This is a genomic window from Streptomyces buecherae (genome assembly GCF_014295035.1).
Taxonomy (GTDB): domain Bacteria; phylum Actinomycetota; class Actinomycetes; order Streptomycetales; family Streptomycetaceae; genus Streptomyces; species Streptomyces youssoufiensis.
The window spans coordinates 6,266,914-6,291,095 of sequence record NZ_CP060404.1 but is presented as its reverse complement, the minus strand read 5'-3'; the positions used below and the strand labels follow the sequence as shown (position 1 = coordinate 6,291,095).

The following is a 24,182-nucleotide window of genomic DNA, read 5'->3' as shown; positions in this document are numbered from 1 at the left end:
CCGGGGCGCACTCCGGGGCAGGCCCGCGCCGGGACCGCTCCGAGGCAGGCTCGCGCCGGGGCGCACTCCGGAGCGTAAGAACTCCTGGCTCACGTCGCGGGGGTGGCTCGGGGCGTTGCTCAGAAGCCGAGCTTGCGGAGCTGCTTGGGGTCGCGCTGCCAGTCCTTGGCGACCTTGACGTGCAGGTCGAGGTAGACCGGGGTGCCGAGCAGGGCCTCGATGTGCTTGCGGGACTTCATGCCGACCTCCTTCAGGCGGGCGCCCTTCGGGCCGATGATGATGCCCTTCTGGCTCGGCCGCTCGATGTAGACGTTGGCGTGCACGTCGAGGAGGGGCTTGTCCTTGGGGCGGTCCGGGCGCGGGATCATCTCCTCGACCACGACCGCGATGGAGTGCGGCAGCTCGTCCCGTACGCCCTCCAGGGCGGCCTCGCGGATCAGCTCGGCGACCATGACCTGCTCCGGCTCGTCGGTCAGGTCGCCCTCCGGGTAGAGCGGCGGGCTCTCCGGCAGGAGCGGCACGAGCAGGTCGGCCAGCAGGTGGACCTGGGTGTCCGCGACCGCCGAGACCGGCACGATCTCGGCCCATTCGATGCCGAGGTCGCGGCCGATCTGGTCGATGGCGATCAGTTGCTCGGCGAGCTGCTGGGAGTCCGCGAGGTCGGTCTTGGTGACGATCGCGACCTTGGGCGTCTTCTTGATGCCGGCCAGTTCGGTGGCGATGTAGCGGTCGCCGGGGCCGAGCTTCTGGTCGGCGGGCAGGCAGAACCCGATCACGTCGACCTCGGCCCAGGTGGCCCGTACGACGTCGTTGAGGCGCTCCCCGAGCAGCGTGCGCGGCTTGTGCAGGCCGGGGGTGTCCACGAGGACGAGCTGCGCCTCGGGGCGGTGCACGATGCCGCGCACGGTGTGTCGGGTGGTCTGCGGCCGGTTGGAGGTGATGGCCACCTTGGTACCGACCAGAGCGTTCGTCAGGGTGGACTTGCCCGCGTTCGGGCGGCCGACGAAACAGGCGAAGCCCGCGCGATGGGGGGCTTCCGAAGAAGGAGTACGAGCGCTCATGCGGGCCATTCTCCCCGATCGGGGCGCCGGCCCCGACCAACCGGGGCCGTGGTGGGCCCGGCCGGGCCCGCCACTACCGCGTCCGAGGGGGCGTCGGCGTGGTCGGTCCGCCGCCGGATCGGCCTGGTGGGGCGGGTGGCGCGGCGAAGCGGACGAGCCGCTCGGCCGCGCCCCGGGGCAGTTCGGCGACCGCCGCCCCCGGCAACGCCGCCACCACGGGCGCGCAGCTCAGCGGCCACGTCCGGCAGCGGCGCCCAGGCCGTCGCGGGGACGCAGACGGTGGCGAGCAGCAGGTCGCCCGGGGAGAAGAAGGCGTCGAGCAGCGGCACCGCGCGCGGCAGGCGCACCGCGAGCGGCAGCACGTACGGCAGCGCCACCTGCTGGCTGACGAGGAGGCGCGACTCCACAGAGCCGAGTTCGCCCAGCGGCAGGCGCCGCGCCGCGTGCACGGTGCGGACCAGGTGGGTCGCGTCGGCGGCGGGCGACGCCCAGCGGGGCGAGGCCGACTCGTCGAGCGTGCGGTCCAGGTGCGGCAGTCGGTCCATGACGTACGCCTCGGCTCGGCGGTGGTTACCGCCGCTCCAGCAGCCTGCGGACCAGCCAGGCCACGCCGCCCACGGTCAGCAGCACGGTCCCGATCAGCACGAGCCAACTCGTGCCGTTGCCCCGGGACCAGTCGTAGGCCAGGCCCGCCCAGCAGATCGCGGTGGCCGCGGCCGTGCAGAACCCCGCGACGGGGCCCATCAGCTCGGCCCGGCGCGTGTGACCACGGCCGGCGAAGATCCGTCGTACGCCCTCCGGCATCAGGATCAGCGTCCAGGCGAGGGTGACCCAGGCCAGGCCCTCGCCCTCCACCACGTCCACCACGACGCCCAGCAACAACAGCGAGCCGCAGACGAGCAGCGCCCAGTCCACGGCCGAGCCGCCCGTTGGCTCGGGAGCCGGCGGCTGCGGGCGGGAGGTGGGCTCGTCGGCGCCGGCAGCGTCGGGGGTGGCGTCGGATGAGGTGGTCACGGAGGTGCGCTCGGGCAGGTCGCGCGCGCTCACCCGGCGGTCACCGTGGCGCGCGGCGCGCCGTCCGGGCCCGCGAGGATCACCGGGGTCAGCGGCCCGCCCAGGTCGCGCACCGCCGCCCGGTCCTCGTCGGAGACGGCCGCCACGTCGCTGACCACCGCCGCGGCCTCCAGCGAGGTGGCGCCGCTGGCCACGGCCATCGCGACGGCGGTGCGCAACGCGCTCAGGTGGAGCGATTCCAGGGCGACGGTGCCGGCGACGTAGGTGCGTCCGGTCTCATCGCGGACGGCCGCGCCCTCGGGCACGCCGTTGCGCGCCCGCGTGGCACGGGCGAGCGTGATGATCTTCTGGTCTTCCGGGGCCAACGCCGTCGTGTCGCTCATGTGCACGAGGATACGGCGACGCTGGTGGCGGCCTCGGCCCCAGGCGGGAGCGCGGGTCGGACCGCGCGCGACGGGGTGGGGCGCGCGGTGGGCGCGCGCCCCCGTCGGCGCGCGGCGGCTACTGTCCGGGCGGCTTCGGGAAGCCCTCCGGCCAGACCATCGCACCGCCGGCGGTGCTGCCGCCGTCCACCGTCACCGAGGCGCCGGTCATGAACGCGAACTGGTCGGAGGCCAGGGCCAGGACGGCGTCCGCGATCTCGGTCGGCTCGGCCATCCGGCGCAGCCCCGGGACGTTGAGCGGCCCCCACGCCTTCTTGAACGACGCCCACATCTCGTCGCTCAGCCCGGGCGGGCGCACCAGGGGGGTGTCGGTGGTGCCGGGCAGGACGGCGTTGACCCGGATGCCGTGCGCCCCGTAGTCCAGCGCGGCCGACTTCACGATGCCCTCGACGCCCCGCTTGCTGGCGCAGTAGCCGGCGTGGGCGGGGCGGGCGCGCTCGGCGCCGCTGGAGGAGGTGCACACGATGACGCCGCCGCCGCGCTTGATGAGGTGGGGTATCGCGTACTTCATGGCGAGGAAGACACCCCGCTCGTTGGTGCGGGTGATGTCGTCCCACTGGGCGACGGTCGTCTCGTGCAGCGGCCGGGAGAACTCGACGCCCGCGTTGGCGAACGCGATGTCGAGGCCGCCGTACCGCCCCACGACCCCGTTCACGAACGCCTCGACCTGGTCGGCCTCGCGCACGTCGGCCCGCAGGTAGCTGGCCTCGCCGCCGGCGGCGCGGATCTCGCGCTCCACGGTGCGGCCGAGTTCGCTCCGCCGTCCGCAGAAGCCGACCCTCGCGCCCTCGGCGGCGAACGCCTTGGCGGTGGCGCGGCCGATCCCGGAGGTGGCGCCCGTGATGAGGACGACCTTGCCGGCGAACCCGCGCCCGGCACCCGCCCCGGCTCGTCCCTTGCCCCGGCTGGTGCGGCCGGCAGCGGCGGCGGGCGAGGCGCCCGTCGCGGTCAGCCCGGCCGCGCCCGCGGCCCCGGCGATGACGCCCGCGAGGACGCCCCGGCGGCGCGGTGCGGGCTGGTCCGTGGGCGGTGTGGTGTTCACGTGTCCGGCTCCTTCGCTCTGATGACTCGGCCTCGCGCGGCGCCCGTACGGCCGCGCCGATGTGCCGCTTCGAGCATCCGGCGCGGCCCCGGGCCCGGGCATCTGTCACATCGACTGGTCGGGGCGCCGGTTAGCCTCTGGCCATGGATGACCCACAGGGGGCGGGGGCGCGGCTGCACGGGCGCGACGCCGAGCGCGCGGCCGTGCGCCGGGTGCTCGACGAGGCGCTCGCGGGTCGGGGGCGCGCGCTGCTCGTACGGGGCGAGGCCGGCATCGGGAAGAGCGCGCTCCTCGCGGACGCGCACCGGCGCGCGGAGGCCCCGGGGTCCGGCCTCACCGTGCTGCGCTGCGCGGGCGTCGAGTCCGAGGTCACGCTGGGCTTCGGCGGCCTCCAGCAACTGCTCGCGCCGGTCCTCGACCGCGCCGCCGGCCTACCGGCCGCACAGACCGCCGCCCTGCACGGCGCCCTCGGGCTGGCCGCGCACCGCGCCACGGACCTCCTGGTGTGCACCGCCACCCTGGCCCTCATCGAACGGGCCGCGCGCGAGCGGCCGTTGCTCCTCCTGGTGGACGACTTCCAGTGGCTCGACCCGGCCACCCAGACCGCCGTGCTGTTCGCCGCGCGCCGGCTCACCACTCTGCGCGCCGGCGTCGCCGCGCTGATCGCCGTACGGGACGAGGACGGCCCGGTACGGGATACGGAGGGCTACCCACGCGGCGAGGCGGGGTCCGGATGGGACGAGGACGGCTCGGTACGGAACGGGGACGGCTCCGAACGGGGCGGGGACGCGGCGGGGGGTGAGGGCGGGTCGGCCGGGGGCGGTGGCGTGGGTGGAGGCGTGGGCAGTGGCCTGGGCGGTGGCGGCCTCGTACGCGATCTGCCCACGCTGCGGCTGCGCGGGCTGTCCGTCGAGGCCGTCGGGGCGCTGTTGGCCGACCGTGGCGGGGCGTCGGGCGGCCCGGACCCGGCCGCGCTGCACGCCGCGACGGGCGGCAACCCGCTGGCCCTCCTCGAGTTCTCCGCACCGCACGCCGCGCGGTCGCCGACCGATCCGGGGCCCGGATCGGGCCCGGGCGGCGAACCCTTGGTCGACGGCGCCCCGTTGCCCGCCGGGCCGCCGCTCGGTGCGCGGCTGCGGGCCGCGTTCACCGGCCGGGTACGCCGCCTGCCCGCGCCGGCGCGCACGCTGCTGCTGGTCGCAGCGGCCGACGAGCGCGGGCGCACCGACGTCGTGCTGGGCGCCGCCGCCAGGCTGCGGGTTCCGGCGGGCGCGCTCGACGTCGCCGAACGGGCCGGCCTGTTGCACGTCAGCGGGCCCGAACTGCGCTTCCGGCACCCCCTGGTGCGCTCCGCGGTGTACGCGGACGCGCCGTTCCTGGAACGCGGGGCGGCGCACCTGGCGCTCGCCGAGGAGTGGGAGGAACGCGCCGCGCGCCCCACCGCCGCGCCGGCGCCGCATCCCACCACCCCCACCCCGCCCACTGCCTCCGGCGCCGCCCCCGGCCCACTCGCGGCGCCCGGCGCCGGCCACATCGCCGTCTGGCACCGCGCCCTGGCCAGCACCGGGCCCGACGAGGAGGTGGCCGCCGCGCTGGAACGGGGGGCCGGGGAACTCGCCGAGCGCGGCGGGCTCGCCGCCGTCGCGGCGGCGCTCAGCCGCGCCGCCGACCTCAGCGAGAGCCCGCAGGGGCGGCTGCGGCGGCTCGCGGAGGCGGCGCACGCGGCGTGGAAGTCGGGCCGTACGGAGGCCGCGCGCGAACTCTCCGCGCGGGCCACGGCCTCCCACGCCCTTCCGGCGGACGCGTCGCGCGCCGGAGCCGCCGGCCCGCACGACGCGGCCCACCCCGCGCCCCCGGTCGCCCTCGCCCGCCTCAGCGGCCTGCTGGCACACGCGAGCGGGCCGCAGGACGCGGCGTACGAGGAGCTGTCCCGTGGCGCCGACGCGCTGGTCACACACTCGGCGCCGCACGCCGCCGCGCTGCTGTTCATGGCGTGCGACGCGGCCGAGCACGCCGGGCTCGACGCGCCGGCGCGCACCGCCGCGCTGCGGATCGCCGGGCTCGACGGAGCGCCCCGGTACCAGCGGTACGGGCGGTGGCTCGCCGCCTCGCTCGCCGGGGACGCCGAGGCCACCGGCATCGACCCGTGGGAGATCCTGCGCCGGGCGCCGGAGGAGTTGGGCACCAGCAGCGTGCACCGCTGGTTGTGGCCGCTGGCCATCACCCGCGACGGGCCGCACCCGCGCCGGGTGCGGGGGTTCGCCACCCAGGCGTGCGCCGCGCTGCGGGCCTCGGGAACCCTGGCGCTGCTCGCCCTGCCGCTGGTGTGGAGCGCGGGCCTGGCCTACGAACTGGGCCTCACCGAGGAGGGGGTGGAGCACGCGACGGAGGCGGTGCGGCTGAGCCGGGACGCGGACCAGCCGGTACGTCGCGCCGACGCGCTCGCCGTGCTCGCCCGGTTCGCGGCGCTGCGCGGTGACGAGGACGCCTGCCACGCGCACGCCCGGGCGGCGACGGCCCTGGCCCTGCCGTCGCGCAACCGCGCCGCCGCGGCCGAGGCCCGCTGGGCCCTGGCCCAGGCGGCGTTGGCCCGCGGCGGGTACGCCGAGGCCCGCGAGCACCTGTCCGACGTGCACCGCCCCGGCTCCCCGTACGCGCATCCGCGCATCGCCCGCCGCTCCAGCGCCGACCTCGTGGAGGCGTACCGGGCGACGAGTGAGCCGGCCGGCGCGCGTCGGGTCGCGGCGCGATTCGCCGCCTGGGCCGAGACCAGCGGGATGCCGTGGGCGTGGGTGGACGCCGACCGCTGCCGGCTGCTGGCCCCCGCCCCGGCCGAACCCGCGACCGGCGACGCCGGGTCCGGGTCGCAGTCGCAGTCGCAGTCGCAGTCGCAGTCGCAGTCGCAGTCGCAGTCGCAGGAAGCGTACGAGGGCGCCGCCGCGAGGTCCCCGGCCGACATAGGCGACGCCAGCCGGCCGCCCGGCGCGAGCGACGCGGCCGGCGGCCAGCCGTTCGTCCGGGCTCGGTACGCTCTCGCGCGCGGCGAGCACCTGCGGCGCACGCGCCGGCCGAGCGAGGCGCGGGCGGCGCTGCGGGAGGCGGCGGACCTCTTCGACGGGCTCGGCGCCGTGGTCTGGCGCGACCGCGCCCTCGGTCAACTCCGCGCGGCGGGCGGCTCGGCGCGGCGACGGGCCGACGACGCGCCGGACCGGCTGACCGAGCAGGAACGCCAGGTGGCGCGGCTCGCCGCGCGCGGGCTGACCAACCGCGAGATCGCGGCCAGGCTGACCGTGAGCCCGCGTACGGTCGGCTACCACCTGTACAAGATCTTCCCCAAGCTGGGCGTCACCTCCCGCACCGAGCTGCGCGAACTGACCGCCTTGGACCCGTGACGGGGCCAGGGCCGGGGGCGGGAAAGCGACGCCTCGGGGCAGGCCCCGAGGGCCGCGCGGCTAGCGGTCCGCTTCCGCGCCCCGGGTTGCCGCCTCCGGCTCCGCCGGGTCGCCCGTCTCGCGTACGGGCTCGACCAGGACCGTCAGGATGCGGTTGCGCCGGCCGGCCGAGGACTCGGCGGTCAGGCGCAGGGCCGTCAGGTCCGGGTCGGTGGCGTCCTCGCTCAGGTCGACGTCGGCCACCGCGCCGGCGATGGGCACCCGGCCGAGCGACTTGGCCAGCAGCCCGCCGACGGTCTCCACGTCCTCGTCGTTCAGGCGCAGCCCGTACAGCTCGCCGAGGGTGCCGATGTCGAGGCGGGCGGTGACGCGGTAGCGGTCCTCGCCGAGGCTCTCGACGGGCGGCAGCTCGCGGTCGTACTCGTCGGTGATCTCGCCGACGATCTCCTCCAGGATGTCCTCGATGGTGACGATGCCGGCCGTGCCGCCGTACTCGTCGATGACGACGGCCACGTGGTTGCGCTCCTGCTGCATCTCGCGCAGCAGGTCGCCCGCGTTCTTCGTGTCGGGCACGAACGTCGCCGGACGCATGGCGGTGGAGACCAGGTCGCTCTCGGAGTCCCGGTTGACGTGCGTCTTACGGGCGAGGTCCTTGAGGTAGACGATGCCGACCACGTCGTCCTCGCTGTCCCCGGTGACCGGGATGCGGGAGAACCCGGAGCGCAGCGCGAGGGTCAGGGCCTGCCGGATGGTCTTGAAGCGCTCGATGGCGACCAGGTCGGTGCGCGGCACCATCACCTCGCGCACCAGCGTGTCCCCCAGCTCGAAGACGGAGTGCACCATGCGGCGCTCGTCGTCCTCGATCAGCGACTCCTGCTCGGCGAGGTCCACCATGGCGCGCAGCTCGGCCTCGGAGGCGAAGGGGCCCTTGCGGAAGCCCTTGCCGGGGGTGAGGGCGTTGCCGATGAGGATGAGGAGTTGCGGGATGGGGCCCATCACGCGGGCCAGCGGCAGCAGCACGTAGGCGGCGGCCGTGGCCGTGTTGAGCGGGTGCTGCCGGCCGATCGTACGGGGCGACACGCCGACCGCGACGTAGGAGACGAGGACCATCACGCCGATCGCGATGGCCAGCGCCTCCCAGGTCTCGTCGTACACCCGCACGCACACGTAGGTGACGACGGCGCCGGCCGCGACCTCGCAGGCCACCCGGACCAGCAGTGCCACGTTGAGGTAGCGGGTGGGGTCCTCGGCGACGGCCATCAGCTTGGCGCTGCCGCGCCGTCCCGAACGCACCGCCTCCTGTGCGCGGAAGCGCGTCGTGCGCGCCAGGCCGGCCTCCGCGCAGGCGGCCAGCCAGGCGACGACGACCAGGAGGACGGCCGAGGTGATCAGTTGTGCGGTCATCAGGCGGCGCTCACCTGGTGGTGGGGGCCGGCGACGGGCCCGTCATGCCGCGCTCGGCCCGCCAGCCGTCCACGATCGCCTTCTGGAGGGCGAACATCTCGGCCCGCTCGTCCGGCTCCTCGTGGTCGTAGCCGAGCAGGTGCAGGCAGCCGTGCACGGTGAGCAACTGGAGTTCCTCGTCCATCGAGTGCTGTGTCGGCGCCTGGGCGCCCTGCTGTTTCGCCACCTCGGGGCAGAGCACGATGTCGCCGAGCAGGCCCTGGGGCGGCTCGTCGTCGTCCTTGCCCGGCGGGCGCAGCTCGTCCATCGGGAAGGACATGACGTCGGTGGGGCCTGGCAGGTCCATCCACTGGAGGTGGAGCTGCTCCATGGCGTCGGCGTCGATGACGATGATCGAGAGCTCGGAAAGCGGGTGGATGCGCATCCGGGCCAGGGCGTACCGGGCGACGTCCAGCACCGCCTGTTCGTCGATGTCCGTGCCGGATTCGTTGTTGACGTCGATCGCCATGGGGCTGTTGATCTCTCCGATTACCGATGCCGGTTAGCTCGTCGTGCCGCACCACGCCGCGACCACCGGGTCGCGGCGGGCGCGGGCACGGCCGATGGCCTGCTCAACCCGACTGCCCGGTGCGGCTGTCGTACTGCTCGTACGCGTCGACAATACGGCCGACGAGCTTGTGTCGGACGACGTCGGTGCTGGTGAGCCGCGAGAAGTGGACGTCCTGGACGCCCTCCAGGATGTCCTGCACCTGCCGCAAACCGCTCTTGGTGCCGCCCGGGAGGTCGATCTGGGTGACGTCACCGGTGATCACTATCTTGGATTCGAAGCCGAGCCGCGTGAGGAACATCTTCATCTGCTCGGGGTTCGTGTTCTGCGCCTCGTCCAGGATGATGAAGGCGTCGTTGAGCGTGTTGTGCGTCAGCAGGTAGTCCTGGGTGACGTACAGCGAGTCCTCTGCGGCGACCTGGATGCAGACCGTCTCCTCGCGACCTGCCGGCTCGATGCTGTCGATGAAGCGCATGGGACGTCCGCCGCCTCCGGCCGTGTGGTACTTCTCGGCCTTGCGGGCGAGACGGAAGGGCTCGATGCCTTCGGGGAGGCGGATGTCGATGACGTGTGTGTCGCGGCGGTGGTGCACCTCGCGGCCCTTGACTGCACCGGGTTTGCGTCCTGCAGCGGCCCGACGCCTGGCATATGCGACACCGCCCAGGGACTGCACCAGGGCGATCACGTCGTCGCGGAGCAGGATCGACGTCGTCCCGTACTGGATGCGGCAGGTGCGGTCGGCCTGCGCAACCGGCCCGCCGTCGGAGTCGAGGAGCCCCTGGAGCACCGCGAGCCGGACCTCGGCGGAGTTGTGCAGGTAGGCGTCCGGAACAAACTTGGTGTGCGAGCGGCAGCCGAGCAGATCCAACTCGCGCAGCGCATGCACCACCGGATTTTCGAGCGTGACGACGTCACCAGGCTTCTTGATCCGGTTCAGGACGTAGTCGGGCCCTCCCTTGGGGCGCGCCTGGATACCCGGCAACGCGGCTTCCAGCGATGCGGCGAGCTCCGGATCCTCGGTCGAGAACGACGGGGTGGTGGACCCCGTGATGCACCCGTCGCCCAGCAGGAGCCCCAATGCGTACGGGTCGACAGGGACCTCGCGCTCGGGGAAGCAGACCGGCGCGGTGAGCAGTGGCAGCTCGTATCGGCGTGCGTGCGCCGCCCGCAGGTTGCCGATCATCTCCTGGGTTTCCAGGACCCGCCACGGCTTGTTGCGGCGCTTGTCCGCAGCCGTCCGTACGGTCCACAGGTGCTCACCGCAGCATAGGGTCCAGGAACCGTCCTGGGCCGTGACGCGGTAGATGTCCCGCTCGCCCTGCGGATAGACACCGAGGACCGGCGTCGGCTCACCGTTCGAGCCGACGACCAGGTCGCCAACCTGCAGGTCTCCAATGGGACGCCACCCGTCCGGTGTGAGGACGTTGGTGAATACAGGTTGGCTGCGCCCCCGCATGTACGCCAGCGGCGCCACCTCGATCGTGCCCGCGGCCATCAGGCGCGGGATGGAGTCGGGGTCGAGCATGTCGTGCAGCGCGTCGTAGAGCGGGCGCAGGTACGGGTCGATCTTCTCGTAGAGCGTGCCGGGCAGGAAGCCGAGCCGCTCGCCCGCCTCGACCGCCGGCCGGGTCAGGATGATGCGGGTGACCTGCTTGGACTGGAGCGCCTGGACCGCCTTGGCCATGGCCAGGTAGGTCTTGCCGGTGCCGGCGGGGCCGATGCCGAAGACGATCGTGTGCTTGTCGATGGCGTCGACGTAGCGCTTCTGGTTCAGGGTCTTGGGGCGGATGGTGCGACCCCGGTTGGAGAGGATGTTCTGCGTGAGGACCTCGGCGGGGGTCTCCGCCTGCTCGCCGCCGTTCTCCGCCGCGCGCAGCATGGCGATCGAGCGCTCCACCGCATCCTCCGTCATCGGTTGACCGGTGCGCAGCACCAGCATCATCTCGTCGAAAAGACGCTGGATCAGAGCGACTTCCCGCTGATCGCCGATCGCGCTGATCTGGTTTCCCCGGACGTGGATGTCGGTGGCCGGGAACGCGTTCTCGATCACGCACAGCAGGGAGTCTCCGGAGCCAAGGACCGTGACCATCGGGTGCTTGGCCGGAACGGTGAAGTGGGCGCGTGCCTGCCCCTGCGCGGGGCTCTGGGCTGTGGGTGTCTGCGTCATGGGCCGGCTCTGGGGCCTGCTCATCCCTCTTTCCGTGGTTCAGCGGCTTGGGATACCCAGCGTACGACGCCGCACCGACAAGACCAGAGCCTTTTATCGAGGGCCGCGGCCGGCCGGTGCCCGGCACCCTGCCACGACGTGAACGCGCACCGACGTCCCCGCGGCCCGCGCGCGAGGCCACGGGGACGTCGGTGCGCGGGTGGGCGTCCGGGTCGGCCCCGGGCGAAGTTCAGGGCCGGCGCGCGGCCGGGGCCGGGGCGGCATGAGGGCTGGATCAGGGCCGCGCCAGGGCCCGTATCAGGGTCGGGACCGGGTCAGGGTCGGGGCACGGCCGGTGTCGGGGCTTGGTGGGGGCCGGTTCGGGGTCGGGAGGGGGCCGGCTCAGGACTGCCGGAAGCCGATGGTGGGTACCGCCCGGCGCAGCGGCCAGGGGCGGGGCGCGGAGGGCAGCAGGCCGTCCAGGAACGCGTACCGGCGCAGCGCGCTGCCCTGCCCCGCGACCAGGCTCTGGTCGTCGAAGGCCCGCACGTGCTGCCACCAGGCGGCGATCTCCACCCAGCCCGGCGCGGACAGCGATCCGCCGAACTCCTGCACCGACAGGGCCGCGGTCAGGCCGGCGAAGGCGAGCCGGTCGGCGAGCGGCCAGCCGGCCAGAGTGCCGGTGATGAACCCCGCCACGAAGACGTCCCCGGCCCCGGTCGGGTCCAGCGCCTCGACCGCGATCGCGGGCACCTCGGCGCTCTCGCCGGTGCGGCCGTCCACGGCGTACGCGCCCTCGGCACCCAGCGTCACGACGGCCACCGGCACCTTCTCGGTCAGCGCGCGGGCCGCGGCGCGCGGGCAGTCGGTGCGCGTGTAGCGCATCGCCTCGACGGCGTTGGGCAGGAACGCCTCGCAGTGCTCCAGGTCGGCGAGGTCGGCCGGGTCCCAGCGTCCGGTGTCGTCCCAGCCCACGTCGGCGAAGATCCGACTGCCCCGGCGCGCGGCGTGCGCGATCCACTCCTCGCGGCTGCCGGGCACCAGCGAGGCCACGCAGGCGCGCGCCGGCGGCGGACACTCCGGGGCGGGCTCCCCGTCGAACGCCCCCTCCGCCGCCCCCGCCCGCGTCGGCGGCGCCTCGTGCCCGTGCGAGACCATCGTGCGCTCGCCCTCGTACGCCATGGAGACGGTGACCGGCGAGTGCCAGCCCGGCACCGTGCGCGACAGCGACAGGTCGATGCCCTCGCCACGGTCGAGGGCGTCCCGGCAGTAGTCGCCGTACATGTCGTCGCCGAAGGCCGCGGCGAGCGAGGTGCGCAGCCCGAGCCGGGCGAGCGCGGTGGCCATGTTGGCCACGCCGCCGGGGCTTGAGCCCATGCCCCGGGCCCAGGACTCGGTGCCGCGTACGGGGGCCGAGTCGAGGCCGGTGAAGACGATGTCGAGGAAGACGGGGCCGGTCAGGTAGACGTCGCAGGCCGGGTCGTCGGGGCGGCGGACGGCGGCCAACGGGTCGAGCACCGGACGCACCCCGCCCTCCCCGAGGCCCGGCGCGCCGAGCGGCCCCCGCCCCTCCCGGTGACCGGCCCCGGCCCCCGCTTCGGATCCGGGCCCGGGTCGTGGGCCGTCCGCCGGCGTCCACCGGTGTGCGCCGGCGGGCATCTCCCCGTGCGCGGCTCCCGGCCGCCCGGCGCGCGCCCCGGGGCCCGGCTCGGCGCGCGCCTCGCCCGCCCGAGACCCGGCGCGCGGCTCGGTGCGCGCCCCGCCGTCCCGCTCGCCGGGCGCCGTGCCTGGCCCGCCGGCCTCCGCCGGCCGCGCCGGCGGCTCGTGGCGGGCCCGGTCGTCGCCGTTCGCCCGGGTGGTGCCGTCTCCGTCTCGCCGTGTCACGGTGTCGCTCCCTTGCCGTACCTCGCTGTACTGCCCTCGCACGGCCCAGCCCCGGGTGCCCTGCCGTACTGCGGGTACGCCGACGGTGCGAGTGGGGCCAGTGTGCCCGATCGCCCCGTACGCACCCGGCCGACCGGGCGGCTCCCGGGTCCGCGCTCCGGGTCACCGTGGCGCCGCGCGAAGGGGGCCGCGCGGGGGCGCGGAACGCGGGTGTCTACGCTTCTCCCCCGTCCGTTTCGTCCATCGTCCACCGCCGCGAGGGAGCAGACCGTGCGTGAGGCAGCAGTGACGCCCGAGGGGGACCGGATGCGCTGGGTCGAGTTGCCCGGACGGCAGCCGGCGCGCGTCTACGTCCACGGCCTGGGCGCCTCGTCGCCGGCCTACTTCACGGCGAGCGCGGCGCATCCGCTGCTGGCCGGCCACCGTTCGCTCCTCGTCGACCTGCTCGGGCACGGCCTCAGCGACCGGCCCCAGGGCTTCGACTACGCGTTGGAGTCGCACGCCGACGCGCTGGCCGCGACGCTGACCCACGCCGGCGTGGCCGGCGCGGAGTTGGTCGCGCACAGCATGGGCGGCTCGGTGGCCATCGTCCTGGCGACCCGCCACCCGCACCTGGTCTCCCGCCTGGTGCTGGTCGACGCCAACCTCGATGCCCTCGCCCCCGACCCGGCGTCGGCGGGCAGCGCGGGCATCGCCGCACACTCCGAGGCGGACTTCCTCGCGGGCGGCTGGCGGCAGGCGCGCGAGCGGGCCGGCGCGCACTGGTGGGCCACCATGCGCCTGACCGACCGCCGCGCCCTGCACCGCAGCGCGGTCCACCTCGCCCGCGGCACCGAGCCCACGCTGCGCGCGCTGCTGCGGGACCTGCCGATCCCGCGCGCCTACCTGCTGCCCGAGGCCGACGGCCCGCTGCCCGGGGCCGCGGAACTCACCTCGGCCGGGGTCGCCGTCGTCCCGGTCCCGGACTGCGGGCACAACATCATGCTGGACAATCCGGAAGCCTTCGCCCGCGCCACCGCCGCGGCACTGACCGACTGAGGCTCCGGGCGCCGTCCGCCAGGCTCACCGCCCGCGACCGACCGGAGCCGGCGGAGACGGGCCAGAGCCGACGAGAACCGACCGGGACTGACGAGGGTCGACCAGGGCCGCCCGGAACCGAACGCGAGGGGTGCGCTTTCCGAGCAACTCCCCTACGTAGGCCGAAAGCTGTGCCCATCGGAGCGGGTCGCCGACCGGCTGAGCACTCCGGTCTCCGGCGGCGGCGCAGCAAACGGATGAACGCCGACTATTGGGCGTTTCTCATACTTATACCGCGCTAATCCTGCTAAAGGGGCCCATTTCGAAACAAGGAGCACCAACATGCGCGTTCGCGCGAAGGTTCTGCGCTATCTGTCCACCATCGCCGTCACGGCCGCCGCCGCGACCGCCCTGCCGGCCAGCGTCCAGGCGGCCGAGAGCTCGGCCATGCTGCCCCGCGAGGGCACGATCAGAACGTTCGCCGGCAAGTGTCTCGACGTCCACCGCGGCAGCCAGGCGAACGGCGCGCCGATCATCCAGTACACCTGCGGCGCCGGCAAGGCGAACCAACGCTTCGCCTTCATCCCGGTCGGCGGCGGCCTGCACAAGATCCACACCACCCACACCCGCGGCAAGTGCCTCGACGTGGCCAACAGGAGCACGCGGGACGAGGCCCCGATCATCCAGTACTCCTGCAAGCCCGGAGGGAGCGACGCCAACCAGCGGTTCCGCATCGTCGCCGACGGCGGCGACAGGGTCGTCGTCAAGACCTTCGCCGGCAAGTGCTTCGACGTGAAGGGCGCCAGCACCGCGGTCGGCGCACCCCTCATCCAGTACCGGTGCAAGGCGTCGGGTGCCAACGCGAACCAGAGGTTCCGCGTCGTCGCCTGACCGACACCCCGCACGGCGGCAGTGGCGCGCGTTCGGGGCCCGCGCCACCGCCGCTCACGCTCGCGGGCCGCCCCGCGAGCACCCCTCGTACCTAGCCGCCCACGCCGGCCCGGGATGGCACGGCCACCCGCATCAGGTCGCTGGCCACCACGAGTTCGCCGGCGAAGCCCGCCGCACGGGCCTGCCGCTCGAACTCGACCGGGTCGCCGTAGCGCTGCGAGAAGTGCGTGAGCACCAACTGCCGTACGCCCGCCTCCGCCGCCACCCGCGCCGCCTGACCGGCCGTCAGGTGGCCGTGCTCGCGGGCCAGCGCCTCGTCCTCGTCGAGGAACGTCGACTCGATGACGAGCTGGTCGCACCCCTCGGCGAGGGCGTACACGCCGTCGCACAGCCGGGTGTCCATCACGAAGGCGAAGCGCTGCCCCCGGCGGACCTCGCTGACCTCCTCCAACGCGACCGTGCGCCCGGCCACCCGTACCGCGCCCTCCCGCTGCAACCTGCCGATCAGCGGTCCGGCGAGGCCGTGCGCGGCGAGCCGGTCGGGCAGCATGCGACGGCCGTCCGGCTCCACCAGGCGGTAGCCGTAGGACTCGACCGGGTGCGAGAGCCGCCGCGCCGCGAGCGTGTACGCGGGGGTGACGGCGAGCGTCGCGCCCGGCCCGCGCACCGGCTCCTGGGCTATGTCGACCGTCTCGCGGTAGGCCGTGGCGTACCGCAGCCGCTCGAAGAACCGCTGGCCGCTGGCCGGATAGTGGGCCGTGATCGGGTGCGGCACCCGGTCGAGGTTGATCCGCTGGATCACCCCGGCCAGGCCGAGCGAGTGGTCGCCGTGGAAGTGCGTGACACAGATGCGGTGCAGGTCGTGGGCCGCGACCCCGGCGCGCAGCATCTGCCGTTGGGTGCCCTCGCCGGGGTCGAAGAGGATGCCCTGGCCGTCCCAGCGCAACACGTAGCCGTTGTGGTTGCGGTGCCGGGTCGGCACCTGGCTCGCGGTACCCAGGACGACCAGTTCACGTACGGACAACTGGCTTATCCGGGGGGCCAGTTGAGGCCGCGACCGCCCAGGACGTGCGCGTGTGCGTGGAAGACGGTCTGGCCGGCGCCGCTGCCCGTGTTGAACACGATGCGGTAGCCGCTGTCGGCGATCTTCTCGTCGACGGCGACCAGACCGGCCTCGCGCAGCACGTCGGCCGCGGCCTCCGGTTCGGCGGCGGCCAGCGACCCGGCGTCCGGGTGGTGGGACTTGGGGATGACGAGGACGTGCGTCGGGGCCTGCGGGTTTATGTCGCGGAAGGCGAGGGTCGTCGCGGTTTCACGCACCACGGTCGCCGGCACCTCCTTCGCCACGATCTTGCAGAACAAGCAGTCGGCCTGCGGTTCTCCCGCCATCGCCGCGTCTCCTTAGCACCGTCCGTTGGGATACGTCGCATGCTAGCGGCCCGGTGGCGCGGGCCCGGCCGCTGCCCCCGCCGCCCGTACCCCGAGGTCGTCGCGCCGGGGCCGCCCGCCGGTGTCGCGCGGCGGGCGGGGGGCGGTTCGGGTGTCGGCCGGGCCAGCTCCGGTCGCGGGCTGGCCGGCCGGGCTAGGCGGATCTGCCACTTCCGCACTCGCCGATCAGGCCCGCCTCGAAGACCACGCGACCGGCCAACTTGCCGGTCAGCGCGCCGCGCACGCAGCGGTCCTCGCGTACGTAGGTGACGGTCCCGCCGATCTCCAGGTCCTGGCTCTTCTCGGTCTTGCCCCGGCAGCTCACCTGCGCGCGGCCCGTGTTGCGCGAACGTGGCTTGCCGGTCGCGTCGTTGTCCTCCCGTTTGATCTGTGCCGTGCAGGTCAGCCACTGCACGTCGATGCCGCCGCGCTCCAGCGCCCGGGTCCCCACCTTGTCCGTGGTGACCGCGACCGTGGATGCCCGCAGCCCGCCCTCGACGTCGTCGCACGCCGCCAGCGTGCCCAGTGCCGCGCCGACCGCGCCCAGTGCGATGGCCGTGTGCCGCCATCGCCGTACTCGTGTTGGTGCCCCCATGGGATGCAGCCTGCCACCCCCTCCCACGTGCTCGAAAGGGCACCGTCGGCCACTCGTTTGGGCACGCCGTCACCCGTGTGGGGCACGCTTCGCGCAATCACCGGGCCGTACGGGCCTGAACAGGCAAGACATCGGTACGCGCGCGGGCACCCCACGCGCGCCCCAGACGACACACGCGCGCCCCTCGCTCGGCGTCACGGCCGCCCGACCGACCCCCCATGCCCCGCCCCGTACCGCGCCGAACGCGTTGCGTCGCGGGCGGCTAACCCCACCGACCCGTGCGGCCGAGCAGCAGCGCGAGGGCCGCCGTGCCCGCGGTGGAGGTGCGCAGCACGCTGGGCCCGAGCCGGTAGGGCTGGGCTCCCACGGCGGCGAAGGCGGCCAACTCCTCCGGGGACACGCCGCCTTCGGGCCCGACGACGAGCACGACCTCTCCCCGCGTCGGCAGCTCGGCCGTGGCCAACGGCTGGGAGCCCTCCTCGTGCAGGACGGCGGCGAAGTCGGCCCGCGACAGCAGCTCGGCCACCTGCGGCGTGGTCATCGCGTCGGCGACCTCGGGGAAGCGCAGCCGGCGCGACTGCTTGCCCGCCTCGCGCGCGGTGGCCCGCCACTTGGCGAGCGCCTTGGCGCCCCGCTCGGCGCGCCACTGGGTGATGCAGCGCGCGGCGGCCCACGGCACCACCGCGTCCACGCCGGTCTCGGTCATGGTCTCCACGGCGAGTTCGCCGCGGTCGCCTTTGGGCAGTGCCTGCACGACGGTGATGCGCGGCTGCGGCGCCGGCTCGCCGCGTACCTCGTCCACCTCGACCGTCAGCCGGTCCTTGCCCTCGACGGCGGCCACGGTGCCCGAGACGCCCCGGCCCGCCCCGTCGGTGAGCACGACCTCCTCGCCGACCCGCAGCCTGCGCACCGCGACCGCGTGCCGCCCCTCCGGGCCGGTCAGCGTGAGCGCGGCGCCGACCGCCGCGCCCTCCAGGGTGTCGGCGACGAAGACCGGGGCGCTCACGCCACGTCCCCGGCGCCCGCCCGGGGCTGCGGCGCCTGCCCGGCCCGCGCGGCGAGCCCCGCGCGGGCGGCCTCCAACTCGTCGACGAGGATCTCCACCAGGTGCCCCGCCGGCATCTCCCGGGCCAGCCGGTGCCCCTGGCCCGCCCAGAGCGCCATGCCCTGCGGGTCACCGGCCTTGGCGGCGGCCTTGCGCAGCCCGGAGGTGAGGTGGTGCACCTGGGGGTAGGCGACGGGGGCGTACGGGCCGTGCTCGCGCAGGAAGCGGTTGGCCAGGCCGCGCGCGGGGCGGCCGGAGAAGGCGCGGGTGAGTTCGGTGCGGGTGAAGGTGGTGTCGGTCATGGCCCGCTTGTGCAGCTCGTGCGCGCCGGACTCGGGGCAGACCAGGAACGCCGTGCCGAGCTGCGCGGCGCTGGCGCCGGCCGCCAGCACGGCGGCGATCTGCGAGCCGCGCATCAGTCCGCCGGCGGCGATCAGCGGCAGCGGCACCGCGTCGCGCACCAGCTCGATCAGGGCCAGCAGCCCGAGCCCCGCGCCCATGCCCTGGGCGTGCGGGTCGTCGCGGTGCGTGCCCTGGTGGCCGCCGGCCTCGATGCCCTGGACGCAGACGGCGTCGGCCCCGGCGGCGTGCGCGGCCAGCGCCTCCTCCACGGTGGTGACGGTGACGACCGTGACGGTGCCCACCCGGGCCAACGCCTCGCACACGGCACGCGTCGGGCAGCCGAAGGTGAAGGAGACCACCGGCACCGGGTCGTCGAGCAGGATGGCGAGCTTGGCCTCGTAGGCGTCGTCGTTGCCCGAGTCGGGGTCACCGAGCGGCGTCTCGTACCAGGCGGCCTCGCCCGCCAGTTGCTCGGCGTAGACGGCCACGGCCGAGGGGTCGCTGGTCGCGGGCTGCGGCATGAAGAGATTGACGCCGAAGGGCATGTCGCTCTGCGCCCGCAGGTGCTTGATCTCCTCGTACATCGCCGCCGGCGTCTTGTACCCGGCGGCGAGGAAGCCGAGCCCGCCGGCCGCGCCCACGGCGGCTGCGAGCTGCGGGCGCGAGGCGCCGCCCGCCATGGGGGCCTGCACGATCGGATACCGGGAGAGACCGGTCAACGCGGAGGACATGACCACATCGTGTCACGCCCTCCACAGCACCGGGTAACGCCCCCGAGCGTCCACTGCGTGGACGCCCGCCACGCACTCCCCACCCATCAGGCACCCGCTGTTCACCCGATGCGCACGCCGCCCACACGTACACAAGCCGCGCCGTGCGCTCCCGTACCCCGGCGCACCGCCGGCTCCCGCGCCGGCACACCGACGCGAAGGGACGCCGACGCGAAGGGCGCCGATCCCGCACGCAACGGGATCGGCGCCCACCGGCGATTTCGGCCCGCGTCAGCCGGGCCGGGCCTCAGCGGCCGTTGAACGCGTCCTTGAGCCGCGAGAACAGCCCCTGCTGCCCTGGCTTGAATTCGCCCAGCGGACGCTCCTCGCCACGCAACTTGGCCAACCGGCGCAGGAGTTCCTCCTGCTCGGGGTCGAGCTTGCTCGGGGTGGTGACCTCGACGTGCACGATGAGCTGGCCCCGGCCGCCGCCGCGCAGGTGCGTCACGCCGCGTCCGTGCAGCGGGACGGACTGACCGGACTGGGTGCCCGGCCGGATGTCGATCTCCTCCAGACCGTCCAGCGTCTCCAGCGGCACCTTGGTGCCGAGCGCCGCAGCGGTCATCGGGATGGTGACCGTGCAGTGCAGGTCGTCACCGCGGCGCTGGAAGACGGGGTGCGCGGCCTCGTGGATCTCCACGTACAGGTCGCCGGCGGGGCCGCCGCCCGGGCCGACCTCGCCCTCGCCCGCGAGCTGGATGCGGGTGCCGTTGTCCACGCCCGCGGGGATCTTGACCGTCAGCGTGCGGCGCGAGCGCACCCGCCCGTCGCCCGCGCACTCGGGGCACGGCGTGGGCACCACGGTGCCGAAACCCTGGCACTGCGGGCACGGCCGCGAGGTCATGACCTGCCCGAGGAAGGAGCGGGTGACCTGGGAGACCTCGCCGCGACCGCGACACATGTCACAGGTCTGCGCCGAGGTGCCGGGCGCCGCCCCCTCGCCGCTACAGGTCGTGCACACGATCGCCGTGTCGACCTGGATCTCCTTGGTGGTCCCGAACGCCGCCTCGTCCAGCTCGATGTCGAGCCGGATCATGGCGTCCTGGCCGCGCCGGGTCCGCGAGCGCGGGCCGCGCTGGGACGCGGTGCCGAAGAAGGCGTCCATGATGTCGGAGAAGTTGCCGAAGCCGGCGCCGAAGCCGCCCTGGCCGCCGCCCGACGCGTTGGACAACGGGTCGCCGCCGAGGTCGTAGACCTGCTTCTTCTGCGGGTCCGACAACACCTCGTAGGCGGCGTTGATCTCCTTGAAGCGCTCTTGCGTCTTCGGATCGGGGTTGACGTCCGGGTGAAGCTCACGCGCGAGCCTGCGGAACGCCTTCTTGATCTCGTCCTGAGAGGCATCGCGCCGCACGCCCAGGACGGCGTAGTAGTCCGTCGCCACTTACGACTCCGCCAGGATCTGTCCGACGTATCGTGCCACTGCGCGTACCGCTCCCATCGTTCCGGGGTAGTCCATGCGGGTCGGTCCGACCACGCCGAGTTTTGCGACTGCCTCGTCGCCCGAACCGTAGCCGACAGCGACCACGGATGTGGAGTTCAGGCCCTCGTGAGCGTTCTCATGACCGATTCGCACGGTCATGCCCGAATCCTTGGCCTCGCCGAGCAGCTTCAGGAGGACGACCTGCTCCTCCAGGGCCTCAAGCACCGGCCGGATGGTGAGCGGGAAGTCATGGCCGAACCGGGTGAGGTTGGCCGTGCCGCCGATCATCAACCGCTCTTCGGTCTCCTCGACCAGCGTCTCAAGCAGCGTCGCCAGGACCGTGGAGACCGTACCCCGGTCCTCCTGCTCGAACGATTCCGGCAGGTCCTGCACGAGCTGCGGCACGTCGGCGAACCTGCGCCCCACCACCCGGCTGTTCAACCGCGCCCGCAGGTCCGCCAGGGCCGTCTCGCCCACGGGCGCCGGGCAGTCCACCATCCGCTGCTCGACCCGGCCCGTGTCGGTGATCAGTACGAGCATCACGCGCGCGGGCGCGAGCGCGAGCAACTCGACGTGGCGCACCGTGGAACGGGTCAGGGACGGGTACTGCACCACCGCGACCTGGCGGGTGAGCTGCGCCAACAGCCGCACCGTGCGCCCCACCACGTCGTCGAGGTCCACCGCGCCGTCCAGGAAGTTCTGGATGGCCCGGCGCTCCGCCGGTGAGAGCGGCTTCACACCGGCCAGTCGGTCCACGAACAGGCGGTAGCCCTTGTCGGTGGGGATGCGGCCGGCGCTGGTGTGCGGCTGGGCGATGAAGCCCTCGTCCTCGAGCGCGGCCATGTCGTTACGCACCGTGGCCGGCGAGACGCCGAGCTGGTGCCGCTCGGTCAGCGCCTTGGAGCCGACCGGCTCCTCCGTGCCGACGTAGTCCTGGACGATGGCGCGAAGAACCTCAAGTCTGCGTTCGCTCAGCACCGCGCACACCTCCAGTCAAACCGTCTATCAGGGGACTTTTCCTGGCACTCATCCCGCCCGAGTGCCAAATCCCCTGAGCCAGTGTACGGCCGGTCACCGCGGTCCGGGCAAGAGTGGCCCCGGCCGCTGGGGGGCGGGGGCTGGAAACCGCCGCCGCACCGACCGGGCGCTCCGCCCCGCCGGGGGCTAGCGTCTCCCCATGGACAGCGTGACGGAAGAGCGCGTGCGTGAGCGCTGGGAGGTGCTGGCGCCGGGCGTCGCCCGGCGCCGGCTGCCCGGCTGGGACGCCACGGTCGGGGCCGTGGCCGGCCCGGAGGGCGTCCTCGTGGTGGACACCGGGGCGACGCTGCGTGAGGGCGCCGAGATCCGCCGCGAGGTGCGCGCCCTCTTCGGCCGCCCGGTCACCCACGTCGCCCTCACCCACCCGCACTTCGACCACGTACTCGGCACGGCCGCCTTCGCCGGCGTGCGGGTCTACGGGGCGGCAGGGCTCGCGGACGTGCTGGAGCGGGGGCGGGAGGCGCTGCGCGCGGACGCGGTGCGCCACGGCGCCGACCCCGAGGCGGTCGCCGAGGCCGCCGACCTGCTGGTCTGCCCGCGGCACTCGGTGAGCGGCGAGGTCACCATCGGACTCGGCGCCGGACGCGAGGTGCTGCTGGCCAACGTCGGCCCCGGCCACACCGGGCACGACCTGACGGTCCTGGTGCCGGGCCGGCCCGAGGTGGTCTTCTGCGGTGACCTGGTCGAGGAGTCCGGCGAGCCGCAGGCGGGCCCGGACGCGGTCCCGGCCCGGTGGCCGGCGGCCCTGGACCGGCTGCTGGCCCTCGGCGGCGAGGACGCGGTGTACGTGCCGGGGCACGGGGCGGTGGTGGACGCGGCGTACGTCCGCGCGCAGCGCGCGGAGTTGGCCCGCCGCTACGCGACGGCGCCCTGACCGACGCCCACCGGTCGCACCACGCGCGGGGCACGCGCCGGCGCCCGCTGGCCGAACCACGTGTGGGGCACGCGCTGGCGAACCTGGACGGCGAGCGGGCCGGGCGGTAAGCCGGCCGGGCGGCAAGTGGGCCCGGACGGGGCGGGCGTACGCGCTACGACGCACGCGGTGGCGGCTCGCGGCACCGCGCACGCCGGGTGCGCGGGGGCGGTTGGGTGCGCGGGACGCGATAGGTGCGCGGGGCGAGCGCCGGGCGGAAGCTATCGTCTGCCGCATGCGCAGCAGACAGTACGGGCCCGACCTGACCCCGCCCTGGAAGAAGCCCACGTCCGTGCCCGAGGTGGCGGCCGAGGTGGATCTCGTGGTGGAGGAGGTGGCCACCGGCTTCTGCGGCGCCGTCATCCGCTGCGAGAAGACCGCCGAAGGCCCGACCGTCACCCTGGAAGACCGCTTCGGCAAGCACCGGGTGTTCCCACTGAGCCCGGCCGGCTTCCTGCTGGAGGGCCGTCCGGTCACCCTCGTACGGCCACGGCCCGGCGCGGGCGGGCGGCCGGCGGCCGGGGGCGGTGGGAAGCCGCGCACCGCGTCCGGCTCGCTCGCCGTCCCCGGGGCGCGCGCCCGGGTCGCCCGCGCCGGGCGCATCTACGTGGAGGGCCGCCACGACGCCGAGTTGGTCGAGCGGGTGTGGGGCGATGACCTGCGCATCGAAGGCGTGGTCGTGGAGTACCTGGAGGGCGTCGACGACCTGCCCGCCATCGTCCGCGAGTTCGCTCCGGCCCCGGACGCCCGGCTCGGCGTCCTGGTCGACCACCTGGTGCCCGGCTCCAAGGAGTCCCGCATCGCGGCGGAGGTCAGCGCGGGCGGCAGCGACGTGCTCGTCGTCGGGCACCCGTACATCGACATCTGGCAGGCCGTGAAGCCCGCGTCGCTGGGCATTCCGGCCTGGCCGGTGATTCCCCGTGGCCAGGACTGGAAGACGGGCGTGTGCCGCGCCCTGGGCTGGCCGGAGAACACGGGCGCGGCCTGGCAGAGGATCCTGGGCTGGGTCCGCTCGTACAAGGACCTGGAGCCGGAACTGCTCGGCCGCGTCGAGGAGTTGATCGACTTCGTCACGGCCCCGGCGTGACGGGCGGCGCCACGGCCCGGGGGTGACGGGCTACGCCCCCGCCGGCAGGGTGCCGAACTCCGAGGTGTCAAGGTCGATGCCGAGTGCGCCGATCGGCACCGGCTCGCCGAACTCGCTGGTGCGCTCGGTCCGGTAGTCGGCCGCCTCGCCCGAGCCGCGCGGCTCGGTCAGCAGCACGCAGGTGGCCGCGTAGGGGTCGATGATCAGGTACGCGGGGACCTGCCCGGCGGCGTAGATCGAGCGCTTGGTGACGTGGTCCCGGTGCTTGCTGGTCTTGGAGACGACCTCCAGGAGGAGGGTGGTCGCCGGGGCGGGCACGAGCCGGGAGCGACCGTCGAAGGCGCCGTGCTCGATGACGACGAGATCCGGCTGCGGCTCGCTGACCTCGCCGGGGATGGCGATGTCCTGCGTCGCCACCGGATACCAGCGGTTCTGCGGGACCTGGTCTCGTACGCGCGTGACGATCATGTTGTGGGCCCAGTCGGGCCCGCCCGTCATGACGATCTCCCCGCGGAGCAGCTCCGCCCTGAGTTCGCCGGGAGCCTCCAGCGTCGCGAAGATCTCCCTGATGTCGGTCACCAGACGGGCCTTCGCACCGCTCGCACCGCTCATCTCCGTGGACCTCCCCCTGTGCGCCGCGACGTGCGGGGCCAGCGTAGAGACGGCCGGGATCGGAGCGGCGGGCGTCCGTACGCGTTCACCC

22 protein-coding genes are annotated in these 24,182 nt (G+C 74.4%); 5 read left to right on the top strand and 17 right to left on the bottom strand.

Annotation, left to right across the window (positions count from 1 at the left end):
- Positions 1-119: 119 nt before the first annotated feature.
- From era to H7H31_RS24840, 5 genes are all read right to left on the bottom strand, one after another.
- A complete protein-coding gene (era, locus tag H7H31_RS24860; RefSeq protein WP_187062576.1) occupies positions 120-1,061 on the bottom strand; it encodes a GTPase Era in 942 nt (313 codons plus the stop codon).
- Positions 1,058-1,606, bottom strand: a complete 549-nt coding sequence (locus tag H7H31_RS24855) for a contact-dependent growth inhibition system immunity protein (protein ID WP_232110064.1) — start codon at positions 1,604-1,606, stop codon at positions 1,058-1,060. The genes era and H7H31_RS24855 overlap by 4 nt, the downstream gene beginning before the upstream one ends.
- 25 nt (positions 1,607-1,631) lie before the next feature.
- Positions 1,632-2,108 (bottom strand): hypothetical protein, encoded by a 477-nt coding sequence (locus H7H31_RS24850; RefSeq protein WP_187062575.1) that lies wholly within the window; start codon positions 2,106-2,108, stop codon positions 1,632-1,634.
- Entirely contained in the window at positions 2,105-2,458 is a 354-nt protein-coding gene (locus H7H31_RS24845; protein WP_187062574.1) for a cytidine deaminase, read from the bottom strand. Before H7H31_RS24845 ends, H7H31_RS24850 begins: the two co-directional genes overlap by 4 nt.
- Positions 2,459-2,576: 118 nt before the next feature.
- Positions 2,577-3,560 (bottom strand): SDR family NAD(P)-dependent oxidoreductase, encoded by a 984-nt coding sequence (locus H7H31_RS24840; RefSeq protein WP_232110063.1) that lies wholly within the window; start codon positions 3,558-3,560, stop codon positions 2,577-2,579.
- 143 nt (positions 3,561-3,703) lie between these two features.
- Here H7H31_RS24840 and H7H31_RS24835 point away from each other — a divergent pair, with 143 nt between their 5' ends.
- Complete coding sequence (locus H7H31_RS24835; protein ID WP_187118088.1) at positions 3,704-6,952, top strand: helix-turn-helix transcriptional regulator; 3,249 nt, start codon at positions 3,704-3,706, stop codon at positions 6,950-6,952.
- 60 nt (positions 6,953-7,012) lie between these two features.
- Here H7H31_RS24835 and H7H31_RS24830 read toward each other — a convergent pair whose 3' ends face one another.
- The 4 genes from H7H31_RS24830 to H7H31_RS24815 all read right to left on the bottom strand — a co-directional run bounded on the left by H7H31_RS24830 (position 7,013) and on the right by H7H31_RS24815 (position 12,576).
- Positions 7,013-8,356 (bottom strand): hemolysin family protein, encoded by a 1,344-nt coding sequence (locus H7H31_RS24830; RefSeq protein WP_187060594.1) that lies wholly within the window; start codon positions 8,354-8,356, stop codon positions 7,013-7,015.
- 10 nt (positions 8,357-8,366) lie between these two features.
- Positions 8,367-8,864: an rRNA maturation RNase YbeY gene (gene ybeY / locus H7H31_RS24825; RefSeq protein WP_176161536.1), complete on the bottom strand. Its 498-nt coding sequence runs from the start codon at positions 8,862-8,864 to the stop codon at positions 8,367-8,369.
- A gap of 103 nt (positions 8,865-8,967) precedes the next feature.
- Positions 8,968-11,070: a PhoH family protein gene (locus H7H31_RS24820; RefSeq protein ID WP_187060593.1), complete on the bottom strand. Its 2,103-nt coding sequence runs from the start codon at positions 11,068-11,070 to the stop codon at positions 8,968-8,970.
- Positions 11,071-11,451: 381 nt separating this feature from the next.
- A complete protein-coding gene (locus H7H31_RS24815; protein ID WP_176161538.1) occupies positions 11,452-12,576 on the bottom strand; it encodes a carbohydrate kinase family protein in 1,125 nt (374 codons plus the stop codon).
- Between the two features lie 627 nt (positions 12,577-13,203).
- Between H7H31_RS24815 and H7H31_RS24810 the strand changes: the two genes are divergently transcribed.
- Together H7H31_RS24810 and H7H31_RS24805 are read left to right on the top strand one after the other, a co-directional pair.
- Positions 13,204-13,971 carry an alpha/beta fold hydrolase gene (locus H7H31_RS24810; RefSeq protein WP_197995971.1) on the top strand — a complete coding sequence of 256 codons (768 nt, stop codon included), beginning with the start codon at positions 13,204-13,206 and terminating at the stop codon, positions 13,969-13,971.
- Positions 13,972-14,292: 321 nt separating this feature from the next.
- Positions 14,293-14,841: an RICIN domain-containing protein gene (locus H7H31_RS24805; RefSeq protein WP_187064886.1), complete on the top strand. Its 549-nt coding sequence runs from the start codon at positions 14,293-14,295 to the stop codon at positions 14,839-14,841.
- 91 nt (positions 14,842-14,932) lie between these two features.
- On the opposite strand, the gene H7H31_RS24800 is transcribed toward H7H31_RS24805, so the two are convergent.
- From H7H31_RS24800 to hrcA, 7 genes are all read right to left on the bottom strand, one after another.
- On the bottom strand, positions 14,933-15,865 hold the full coding sequence (locus H7H31_RS24800; RefSeq protein WP_187064885.1) for a ribonuclease Z: 933 nt from the start codon (positions 15,863-15,865) through the stop codon (positions 14,933-14,935).
- Between the two features lie 5 nt (positions 15,866-15,870).
- Complete coding sequence (locus tag H7H31_RS24795; RefSeq protein WP_187064884.1) at positions 15,871-16,230, bottom strand: histidine triad nucleotide-binding protein; 360 nt, start codon at positions 16,228-16,230, stop codon at positions 15,871-15,873.
- 193 nt (positions 16,231-16,423) lie between these two features.
- Positions 16,424-16,864 carry a hypothetical protein gene (locus tag H7H31_RS24790; RefSeq protein WP_187064883.1) on the bottom strand — a complete coding sequence of 147 codons (441 nt, stop codon included), beginning with the start codon at positions 16,862-16,864 and terminating at the stop codon, positions 16,424-16,426.
- 262 nt (positions 16,865-17,126) lie between these two features.
- On the bottom strand, positions 17,127-17,870 hold the full coding sequence (locus H7H31_RS24785; RefSeq protein ID WP_187064882.1) for a 16S rRNA (uracil(1498)-N(3))-methyltransferase: 744 nt from the start codon (positions 17,868-17,870) through the stop codon (positions 17,127-17,129).
- Positions 17,867-18,982 (bottom strand): nitronate monooxygenase, encoded by a 1,116-nt coding sequence (locus H7H31_RS24780; protein ID WP_187064881.1) that lies wholly within the window; start codon positions 18,980-18,982, stop codon positions 17,867-17,869. The genes H7H31_RS24785 and H7H31_RS24780 overlap by 4 nt, the downstream gene beginning before the upstream one ends.
- A gap of 286 nt (positions 18,983-19,268) precedes the next feature.
- Positions 19,269-20,402, bottom strand: a complete 1,134-nt coding sequence (dnaJ, locus tag H7H31_RS24775; RefSeq protein ID WP_176161545.1) for a molecular chaperone DnaJ — start codon at positions 20,400-20,402, stop codon at positions 19,269-19,271.
- Positions 20,403-21,419: a heat-inducible transcriptional repressor HrcA gene (hrcA, locus tag H7H31_RS24770; RefSeq protein ID WP_187064880.1), complete on the bottom strand. Its 1,017-nt coding sequence runs from the start codon at positions 21,417-21,419 to the stop codon at positions 20,403-20,405. It abuts the gene before it with no gap.
- A gap of 199 nt (positions 21,420-21,618) precedes the next feature.
- Here hrcA and H7H31_RS24765 point away from each other — a divergent pair, with 199 nt between their 5' ends.
- Positions 21,619-22,353, top strand: coding sequence for an MBL fold metallo-hydrolase (locus tag H7H31_RS24765; protein WP_187064879.1), 735 nt, complete (start codon positions 21,619-21,621; stop codon positions 22,351-22,353).
- A gap of 274 nt (positions 22,354-22,627) precedes the next feature.
- Positions 22,628-23,479 carry a DUF3097 domain-containing protein gene (locus H7H31_RS24760; RefSeq protein ID WP_187064878.1) on the top strand — a complete coding sequence of 284 codons (852 nt, stop codon included), beginning with the start codon at positions 22,628-22,630 and terminating at the stop codon, positions 23,477-23,479.
- A 30-nt stretch (positions 23,480-23,509) separates the two neighbouring features.
- Here H7H31_RS24760 and H7H31_RS24755 read toward each other — a convergent pair whose 3' ends face one another.
- Positions 23,510-24,091, bottom strand: coding sequence for a Uma2 family endonuclease (locus H7H31_RS24755; RefSeq protein WP_187064877.1), 582 nt, complete (start codon positions 24,089-24,091; stop codon positions 23,510-23,512).
- Positions 24,092-24,182 lie beyond the last annotated feature (91 nt).